Source organism: Kitasatospora sp. NPDC127111 (assembly GCF_042677465.1).
Classification (GTDB): Bacteria; Actinomycetota; Actinomycetes; order Streptomycetales; family Streptomycetaceae; genus Kitasatospora.
In genome coordinates this window covers 1-10,519 of sequence record NZ_JBHXTG010000135.1, presented here as the reverse complement: position 1 = coordinate 10,519, position 10,519 = coordinate 1, and the positions used below count along the sequence as shown (strand labels likewise).

The window sequence follows — 10,519 nt, the reverse complement described above, 5'->3', positions numbered from 1 at the left end:
CGAACCCTGACCCGCGAACGCGAACACCGTCCGCGCACCCGGCCGCGCCACACCCGACACCACCGAACCCGACGGCACCCCGGCGGCCAGGCTCTCCACGCCACCGACCAACTCGGCACGCTCGCCGCCGACCACCACGGCCCGGTGCTCGAACACCGACCGGGTCGCCGCCAGCGACCACGCCACGTCCGCCGGAGCCAGCTCCGGCCACGCCGCCACCCAGTCCCGCAGCCGCTCCGCCTGGGCCGTCAGCCCCTCGGCCGTACGGCCCGACACCAGCCACGCGCCGGCACCCGACACCACCGGAGCCGTCTCCGGCGCCCGGGCGGCCTCGGCGGCCCCGGCCGCCGGGGCCTCCTCCACGATGATGTGCGCGTTGGTGCCGCTCAGCCCGAACGAGGACACCCCCGCACGACGCGGGCGCTCCCCGGCCGGCCACGGCACCGACTCCGTCAGCAGTTGCACGTCGCCGGCCGTCCAGTCCACGTGCGGCGAGGGCTCGTCGACGTGCAGGGTCTTCGGCAGCTGCTCGTGCTGCAGGGCCAGCACCATCTTGATCACGCCGGCGACACCGGCCGCCTGCTGGGAGTGGCCGATGTTGGACTTCACCGAACCGAGCAGCAGCGGCCGGCCCTCCGGCCGGTCCTGACCGTACGTCGTCAGCAGCGCCTGCGCCTCGATCGGGTCGCCCAGCGTGGTGCCCGTCCCGTGCGCCTCGACCACGTCGACGTCGGCGGCCGACAGCTGGGCGCTCGCCAGCGCCGCGCGGATCACCCGCTGCTGCGACGGCCCGTTCGGCGCCGTCAGACCGTTCGACGCGCCGTCCTGGTTCACCGCCGAACCGCGCACCACCGCGAGCACCTTGTGCCCGTTGCGCAGCGCGTCCGACAGGCGCTCGACGACGACCATGCCGGCGCCCTCGCCCATTCCCATGCCGTCCGCCGCGGCCGAGAACGCCTTGCAGCGCCCGTCCTCGGCCAGGCCGCGCTGCCGGGAGAAGCCGACGAAACCCATGGTGGTGGCCATGACCGTGACGCCGCCGGCCAGCGCCAGCGAGCACTCCCCGGCGCGCACCGCCTGGCAGGCCAGGTGCAGCGCCACCAGGGACGAGGAGCACGCCGTGTCGACGGACACCGCCGGCCCCTGCAGACCGAGCAGGTAGGAGATGCGGCCGGACATCACGCTGGCCGCACCACCGGTCATGAGGTGCCAGTCGAGGCCCTCCATGGTCTGCAGGGACTGGTGCGCGACGTAGTCGGAGGGGGCGACGCCGACGAACACGCCGGTCTGCGAGCCCCGGAGCGAGGCCGGGTCGACCCCGGCCCGCTCCAGCGCCTCCCACGAGGTCTCCAGCAGCAGGCGCTGCTGGGGGTCCATCGCCAGCGCCTCGCGCGGGCTGATCCCGAAGAACCCCGCGTCGAAGCCGGCCGCGTTCCGCAGGAACCCGCCCTCGACCACGTAGGAGGTGCCCTGGTGGTCCGGGTCGGGGTCGTAGACGCCCTCGGTGTCCCAGCCCCGGTCCGTCGGGAAGCCGGAGATCGCGTCCCCGCCGGCGGCGAGCAACTCCCACAGTTCCTCGGGAGTCGTCACGCCGCCGGGGTACCGGCAGCTCATGCCGACGATCGCCAGCGGCTCCGAGGCCGCCGAGACGAGCTGCCGGTTCCGCTGCCGCAGCCGCTCGGTCTCCTTCACGGAGGCACGCAGCGCTTCAAGGAGCTTGTCGGCCTGTCCGGTCATCGCTGCCTCCACGCATCGAGCATCATCAACATCACTCCGCCTCGCCGTCGAGGGCCAGACGGATCAGGCTGTCGGCGTCCAACGCGTCGATGTCCTCGACGTCTTCGCCCTGGTCGCCCCTCAGGGCGTCGTCGCGGACGTCGGCGAGCCGCATCAGCGCCTCCATGAGCCCGGCGTCACGGAACCTGGACAGCGGCACGGTCGCGAGCGCCTTCCGGAGTTTCTCCTCGGCGGCGTCCGCCTCGCCATGTTCAACCAGCTCGGGCAGCAGCTTCTCCTGCAGGAGCGCGGCCAGTTCCGTGGGGTTGGGGTGGTCGAACACCAGCGTGGCCGGCAGTCGCAGCCCGGTCGCGGTGCTGAGCCGGTTGCGCAGTTCCACCGCGGTGAGCGAGTCGAAGCCCAGGTCGGTGAAGGCCCGGGTGGACTCGATCGCCTCGGCGGAGGCGTGCCCCAGCACGGCCGCCACGTGGGACCGGACCAGGTCGGTGAGCAGCCGCATCCGCTCCTGCTCCGACTGCCCGGCCAGCTGCTGGCGCAGCGAGTCCGCGCCGGTGGTGCCCGAGGAGGCGCTGCGCCGTCCCGTTCCGCCGCTGACCAGGGCCCGCCACAGCGGCGGGACGTCCGCGCTGCGGGCGGCCTGCGACCGCAGCCCGGCCAGGTCCAGCTTGGCCGGCACCAGCACCGCCTCGTCCCTGGCCAAGGCCAGGTCGAACAGCGCCAGGCCCTCGTCCGCGCCCAGTGCCGCGACGCCGCCGCGGTTGATGCGGGCCCGCTCGGAGTCGCTGAGCCGCCCGGTCAGGGCGCTGGCCTCGGCCCACATGCCCCAGGCCAGGGACGTGCCGGGCAGTCCGGCCGCCCGGCGGTCGGCCGCCAGCGCGTCCAGGAAGGAGTTGGCGGCGACGTAGTTGCCCTGGCCGGGGCTGGAGAAGGTCGCCGCGGCCGAGGAGAACAGGACGAAGTGGTCCAGGTCCAGGCCCCGGGTGAGCTCGTGCAGGTGCCACGCGCCGTCGGCCTTGGGCCGCATCACCGCCGCCACCCGCTCCGGGGTCAGCGACGCGATCGTCGCGTCGTCGAGGACACCGGCCGTGTGGACGACGCTCGTCAGCGGGGCCTCCGCGGGAACCCCCGCCAGGACGGCGGCCAGGGCGTCGCGGTCCGCGGCGTCGCAGGCCACGATCCGCACCCTGGCGCCCAGTTCCGCCAGCTCCGCGGCCAGCGCGGCCGCGCCCGGGGCGGACGGGCCCGAACGGCCGGTCAGGACCAGCCCGTCGGCGCGTCCGGTGGCCGCCAGGTGCTTGGCCACCAGGCCGCCCAGCGTGCCCGTGCCACCCGTCACCAGCGCCGACCTGCCGGAGGTCCGCGGCTCGGCCGGGCCGGCCGTGACGGTGAGGACCAGCTTGCCGGTGTGGCGGGCCTGCTGCATGAAGCGGAACGCCTCGCGCGCCCGCCGCACGTCCCAGGCCCGCACCGGCAGCCTCGTCAGCTCACCGGCCGCCATCAGCTCGACGATCCGGCCGAGCATCACGCCGAGCCGCTCGGGGCCGGCTTCGCCCAGGTTGAAGGGCCGGTAGACGACACCGGGGTGCTCCGCCGCCAGGGCGTCCGCGTCCCGGAGGTCGGTGCGGCCCATCTCGACGAACGCGCCGCCGCGCGGCAGCAGCCGCAGGGACGCGTCCGTCAGCTCGCCCGCCAGGGAGTTGACCACGATGTCGACACCGGCGCCGCCGGTGGCGGCGAGGAAGTCCCCCTCGAAGCCGGCGTTGCGGGACGAGGAGACGTGCGCCTCGTCCAGGCCCATCCCGGCCAGCACCGGCCACTTCGCCGGGCTTGCCGTCGCGAAGACCTCCAGACCCAGGTGCCGGGCGATCTGCACCGCCGCCATGCCGACACCACCGGTACCGGCGTGCACCAGCACCCGCTGGCCCGCCTTCGCGCCGGCCAGTTCGACCAGGGCGTACCAGGCCGTCATGAAGGCGCTCGGGACGGATGCCGCCTCGGCGTAGGACCAGCCGGCCGGGATCCGCACCAGCTGGCGCGCGTCCGTCACGGCGACCGGCCCGAACGCGCCCTCGGCGACGCCCATCACGCGGTCGCCCACGGCCAGGCCGGTCACCTCGGGGCCGGTCTCCAGCACCGTTCCGGCGATCTCACTGCCCATCACCCCGCCGCCCGGGTACATGCCCAGGGCGATCAGCACGTCACGGAAGTTCAGCCCGGCCGTCCGGACCGCCACCCGGACCTGCCCGGCCTCCAGCCGGTCCCCCGCCTGCGGCGCCGCCGCGAGCACGAGGCCGTCCAGCGAGCCACCGGCGTCCGGCTCCAGCCGCCACAGGCCGCCCTCGGGCACCGCCAGGTCGCCCGCCGGGCGGGCCAGCCGCCGCGCGTGGGCCACGTCGCCGCGGATGGCCAGTTCCGGTTCGCCGGCGGCGAGCGCCGTCGGCAGCGCGGTCAGGGCGACCGGGTCGCCGGTGGCGGGGAGGTCGACGAGGACCAGCCGGCCCGGGTTCTCCGACTGCGCCGAGCGCAGCAGACCCCAGACCGCGGCGGCCGGCAGATCGGCGATCCGCTCACCGGCCGAGGCGGCCACAGCGCCCCGGGTGACGACCACCAACTGGGCCGCCTCCAGGAGCTCTTCGGCCAGCCAGTCCTGGGCCAGCTCCAGGGCCTCGCCGGTCGCCCGGCGGGCGGCCTCGGCCGCGTCACCGCCGGCCTCGTCACCGGCCAAGGCCAGGACGATGCCGGGGGTGATCTCCCCCGCCTCGGTGGCATCGGCCACCTCGGCCAGGTCGGCGAAGGAACGGACCGGCACACCGGCCGCACCCAGCGCCTCGGCCAGGCCGAAGCGGTCGGCGCCGATCAGCGCCCAGTCCCCGGACGGCACCGCCTGAGCACCGGAGACCGGAGCCCACTCGACGGTGAACAGGGAGTCCGCCATCGCGGAGTCCGCGGAGCGCAGTTGGGCCGCCGCCACCGCGCGGGTGATCAGCGAGGCCACCGACACCACCGGGGCACCCGTGGCGTCCGCCGCCGTCAGCGTCAGGCTGCCCTGCGCGTCCCGGCGCAGCCGGGCCCGGAGAACAGAAGCGCCGGCCGCGTGCAGTTCGACGCCCGTCCAGGCGAACGGCAGCCGCACCTGACCCGGCTCGCCCTCCTCGGCACCGCCGACCAGGGCGCTGGCGTGCAGCACCCCGTCCAGCAGCGCCGGGTGCAGACCGAACGCCCCCGCGTCTGCCGCCACGCTCTCGGGCAGCGCCACCTCGGCGAAGAGGTCCTCGCCGCGGCGCCACACCGCCCGCAGCCCCCGGAACGCCGGGCCGTAGCCGTAGGACGCGCCTGCGCCGGCCTCGTACATGCCGGTGACGTCCACCGCCGTGGCACCGCGCGGAGGCCAGACCGTGAAGTCCTCCTCCGTGACCGCCGGCTCCCCGGCGGGGGCGATCACACCGCTCGCGTGCTGCGCCCAGTCCTGCTGGGCGTCGGGGCGGGAGAACACCTCGACCGTCCGGCGTCCGTCCGCGTCGGCGTCGGCGACGACGACCTGGACCTGGACGCCGGAGCCGTCGGCGGGCAGAACGAGCGGTGCCTGCAGCGTCAGTTCCTCCAACAGGCCGCAACCCACCTGGTCCCCGGCGCGCACCACCAGCTCGACGAAACCGGTGCCCGGCAGGAGCACGGACCCGCCGATCGCGTGGTCGGCCAGCCACGGGTGCGTCCGCACGGACAGCCGCCCGGTGCAGACCAGACCCGCACCGCCGGCCAGCTCGACCGCCGCACCCAGCAGCGGGTGCCCGACCGCGCCCAGGCCCAGCGACACCGCGTCCCCGCCGATAGCCGGACCGGCCGCGCGCGGCCAGTAGCGCTCGTGCTGGAAGGCGTAGGTCGGCAGCTTGACCGGGTCGGCGGACGGCAGGACGGCCGTCCAGTCGACCGCCACGCCGTTGACGAAGGCCTCGGCCAGCGAGGTGAGCAGGCGCTGGGCGCCACCGTCGTCACGCCGCAGCGTCCCGCAGACGGCGGCCGGCACCGAGGCGGAGTCCAGCGCGACCTCTTCGAGGGTGTCGTTCATCGCGCCCATCAGCACCGGGTGCGGGGTGACCTCCACGAACACCTGGTGGCCCTGACCGGCGAGCGTCCGCACGGCGCGGTCGTAGTGCACCGTCGCGCGCAGGCTGGCGTACCAGTAGGCGGCGTCCAGCTCCTCGCCGGTCAGGGTCTCGCCCGTCATCGCGGAGACCATCGGGACGCGGCCGCGGCGCGGGGTGATCCCGGCCAGCACGGAGGTGATCTCCTCCTCCAGCCGGTCGACCTGAGCACTGTGCGAGGCGTAGTCGACCGCGACCATCCGGGCGCGCACGCCCTCGGCCTCGAACTCCGCCCTCAACTCCTCCAGAGCCTCGGGCTCGCCCGAAACCACCACCGCGGCAGGGCCGTTGACAGCCGCCAGGGAGAGCCGCTCGCCGAACCGGGCGATCCGCTCCTCCACCACGGCGGCCGACCGGCTCACCGACAGCATCCCGCCGAGACCGGCGAGGACCTTCAGCGACTGCGAGCGCAACGCCACCACCCGGGCGCCGTCCTCCAACGACAGCATCCCGGCCACCGTCGCCGCCGCGATCTCACCCTGCGAGTGACCCACCACCGCGGCGGGGACCACCCCGGCGGCCTCCCACACCTCCGCCAGCGAGACCATCACGGCCCACAGCGCCGGCTGAACGACGTCCGCCGCCTCCAGGGCGGGAGCACCCTCCGCACCCGCCAGCACCTCGTCCAACGACCAGTCCACGTACGGCGCCAGCGCCGCCGCGCACTCCGCCAGCCGCGCCGCGAACACCGGGCTGGCCTCGGCGAGCTCCCGGCCCATGCCGACCCACTGCGAACCCTGACCCGCGAACGCGAACACCGTCCGCACACCCGGCCGCGCCACACCAGAAACGACGGCACCACTGGGCACACCGGCCGCGAAGCTCTGCAGCCCCGACACCAGCTCCTCACGCCCGCCACCGACCACCACGGCCCGGTGCTCGAACACCGACCGCGTCGTCGCCAACGACCACGCCACCTCGGCCGGCGTGAGATCGGGCCGCGCGGTCACCCAGTCGTACAACCGCTCCGCCTGCCCGGCCAGCCCCTCGGCCGACCGGCCCGACACCAGCCAGGCCCCGACCTCGCCGGGCTCGACCACCTTGGCGACGTCGCCCTGGCCGTCGTTCCCGGGCGCGCCGGGCTCGGCGGGCTCGGCGACCGCGGGGGCCTCCTCCAGGATGACGTGCGCGTTGGTGCCGCTCAGGCCGAACGAGGACACGCCGGCTCGCCGCACCCGGCCGTTGACCGGCCACGGCGTCGCCTCCGTCAGCAGCTCCACCTCACCGGCGGACCAGTCCACGTGCGGCGACGGCACGTCGGCGTGCAGGGTCTTCGGCAGCTGCTCGTGCTGCAGCGCCATCACCATCTTGATCACACCGGCCACACCGGCGGCCGCCTGGGTGTGCCCGATGTTCGACTTCACCGAGCCCAGCCGCAGCGGGCCGTGCTCGCCCCGCTCCTGGCCGTACGTCGCCAGCAGCGCCTGCGCCTCGATCGGGTCGCCCAGCTTGGTGCCGGTGCCGTGCGCCTCGACCACGTCGACGTCGGCGGCCGTCAGTCCGGCGTTCGCCAGCGCCGCGCGGATCACCCGCTGCTGCGAGGGGCCGTTGGGGGCGGTCAGACCGTTGGACGCGCCGTCCTGGTTGGTCGCACTGCCGCGCAGCACCGCGAGCACCGGGTGCCCGTTGCGCCGGGCGTCCGACAGCCGCTCCACGACGAGCACGCCCGCGCCCTCGGCGAAGCCCATGCCGTCCGCCTCGGCCGAGAAGGCCTTGCAGCGGCCGTCCTTCGCCAGGCCGCTCTGCTCGCTGAAGCCGACGAAGCCCTCGGGGCTCACCAGGATGGTGACACCGCCGGCCAGGGCCATCGAGCACTCGCCGGAGCGCAGGGCCTGGGCGGCCATGTGCATCGCCACCAGGGACGACGAGCAGGCCGTGTCGACCGTCACCGCCGGGCCTTCGAGCCCGAGCGCGTACGACACGCGGCCGGACAGCACGCTCGTCGCGTTGCCGGTGATGAGGTGGGCCATGCCCTCGATGTCCGCGCCGTAGCCGTAGCCGGAGGTGTAGCCGCCGACGAAGACGCCGGTCGCGCTGCCGCGCAGCGACTCCGGGTCGATGCCGGCCCGCTCCACCGCCTCCCAGGAGAGCTCCAGCAGCAGGCGCTGCTGCGGGTCCATCGCCAGGGCCTCACGCGGGCTGATGCCGAAGAAGCCGGCGTCGAACCCGCTCATGTCCTGGACGAACCCGCCGGCCCGGACGTACGAGGAGTCGCCGAGGGCCTCCAGGTCCCAGCCGCGGTCGTCCGGGAAGCCGGAGATCCCGTCCCCGCCGGAGGCCAGCAGGGCCCACAGCCCGTCGGGGTCGACCACGCCGCCGGGGTAGCGGCAGGCCATGCCGACGATCGCGATCACATCGTCGCCGGCGATCGTGGCGGGCACGGCCGTCGGCGCGTCGGCGCCGTCCGGCTGGGCCCCCAGCAGCTCCGCCTCCAGGTAGTCGGCCAGCGCGGCCGTGGTGGGGTAGTCGAACAGCAGGGTCGCGGGCAGCCGCAGGTCCGTGGCGGAGCTGAGGTCGTTGCGCAGCTCCACCGCGGTCAGGGAGTCGAAGCCGAGTTCGCTGAACGCGCGGTTGACCTCGACCGTGTCGGGCGAGGGGTGGCCGAGCACGTGCGCGGCCTTCGCCTGGACGAGTTCGGTCAGCACCCGGCGCTGCTCGGCCCGGCTCATGCCGGCCAGGCGGCGCACCAGGTCCTGCTCGACCGGTGCGGCCGGGACCTCGGCCAGCATCGCGGCCAGCCGGTGGATCTCCGGCAGGTCCCGCATCAGGGGGACCTGCAGCAGGCTCGCCGCCGACTGCGGCGCCGCGAGGATGACGGACCAGTCGATGTTCGTCACCGTCAGCACGGTGTCGCGGCCGTCCAGTGCCTCGCCCAGCGCCCGGACCGCGAGCTCCGGGTCCATGACGCCTTCCCACTGGTTGCGGGCCAGCCGCTGCCGCGCCGCCTCGGAGCCCTGCGCCACACCGGCCGCCCACGGGCCCCACGCGACGGCGAGCGCGGCCAGGCCGCGGCTGCGCCGGTTCTCGGCCACGGCGTCCAGGTAGGCGTTCGCCGCACCGTAGTTGGCCTGGCCCGGGCCGCCCGTGGTGGCCACCACGGAGGAGAACAGGACGAAGGCGTCCAGGTCCAGGTCCGCGGTCAGCTCGTCCAGGTGGGCCGCGCCGGCGGCCTTGGCCGCGAGCACCGACTCCAGCCGCGCCGCCGAGAGGCCGTCGATCACGCCGTCGTCGAGCACCGCCGCCGTGTGCACCACCGTGCCGAGCGCGGGGCCGCTCACGGCGATCCGGTCCAGCAGCGCGGCCAGCTGGGACCGGTCGGCCGCGTCGCAGGCCACCACGTCCACACCGGTGCCCCGGGTGGCCAGTTCGGCCGCCTGGGCGGCGACGCCGGGGGCGCCGGCGCCGGAGCGGCTGGTCAGCACCACGCGCTCGATCCCGCGCCCGGCGAGCCAGCGCGCCACGTACCCGCCGAGCGCACCGGTACCACCGGTGATCAGCGCGGTCCCGTTCCTCGGCCGCCAGGCGCCGGTCGCCGACGGCTGGGGGGCGTGGGTCAGCCTGCGGCCCACGATCCCGGCCGGCCGCAGCGCGGCCTGGTTCTCGTCGCAGCCGGCCAGCACGGTCACGAGCTGCGCGCCGGTCCGCTCGTCCAGGACGGGCGGCAGGTCGATCAACCCGCCCCAGCGGTCCGGGAATTCGAGGCCGACGACGCGGCCGAAGCCCCACACCTGCGACTGCAGCGGGCTGGTCAGCACCTCGCTCGGGGCGGTGGCGACGGCGCCGCGGGTGAGGATCCAGAGCGGTGCGAGGACCTCGGCGTCGCCGAGGGCCTGCACCAGGCCCAGCGTGGCGGCCAGGCCGACGGTCACCACCGGGTGGGCGGGCAGGCGCGTCTCGTCGGTCGCGAGGAGCGACAGCACGCCGGACACCGCCGCGCCGCCGCCCTGCTGCGCCTCGTCGATCAGCGCGGCGATCCCGGCCCGGTCGACGGTCCCGGCCGGGACCTCGACGAACACGACCTCGGCCCCGCGGGAGGACAGCGCCGCCACGCAGCCCTGCGCCACGTCGCCGTCGATCTCCCCGGCGGGGAGGACGACCAGCCAGCGGCCCGAGAGGCGGGCGAGGCCGCCGGGCTCGGTCGCCGGTGACCAGGTCACGCGGTAGCGCCAGCCCTCCGTCACCGAGCGGTCGCGCTCGCGGCGGCGCCAGGACGCCAGCGCGGGCAGGACGGCGCTGAGTTGCTTCTGGTCCTCGATCGCCAGCGTGTCGGCGATCCGGGCCAGGTCTCCGCCCTCGACGGCGGCCCAGAACCGGGCCTCGGCGGCCGTGCTCGTGCCGTCTCCGCCCGACGCGGGCGCGGGGACGTCGGCGGACTGGAGCCAGTACCGCTGGTGCTGGAAGGCGTAGGTCGGCAGCTCGACCGGCTCGGCGGCGGGCAGGACGGTCTTCCAGTCGACGGGCAGACCGCCGACGTAGGCCTGCGCGAACGCGGTGAGCAGACGAGCGGCGCCCGCGTTGTCACGCTCCAGCGTGCCCACCGTCAGAACGTCGGCGATGCCCGCGTCCTCAGCCGTCTCGGTCACCGACGCGGTCAGCACCGGGTGCGGGGACACCTCGACGAACGCGCCGTAACCCCCGCC

2 protein-coding genes are annotated in these 10,519 nt (G+C 75.4%); both read right to left on the bottom strand.

What is annotated here, in order from left to right:
- A partial coding sequence (locus ACFVHB_RS39230) for a type I polyketide synthase (RefSeq protein WP_380332618.1) occupies positions 1-1,737 on the bottom strand: 1,737 nt, incomplete at its 3' end.
- Positions 1,738-1,768: 31 nt separating this feature from the next.
- A complete protein-coding gene (locus ACFVHB_RS39225) occupies positions 1,769-10,492 on the bottom strand; it encodes an SDR family NAD(P)-dependent oxidoreductase (RefSeq protein WP_380332615.1) in 8,724 nt (2,907 codons plus the stop codon).
- Positions 10,493-10,519: the final 27 nt, after the last annotated feature.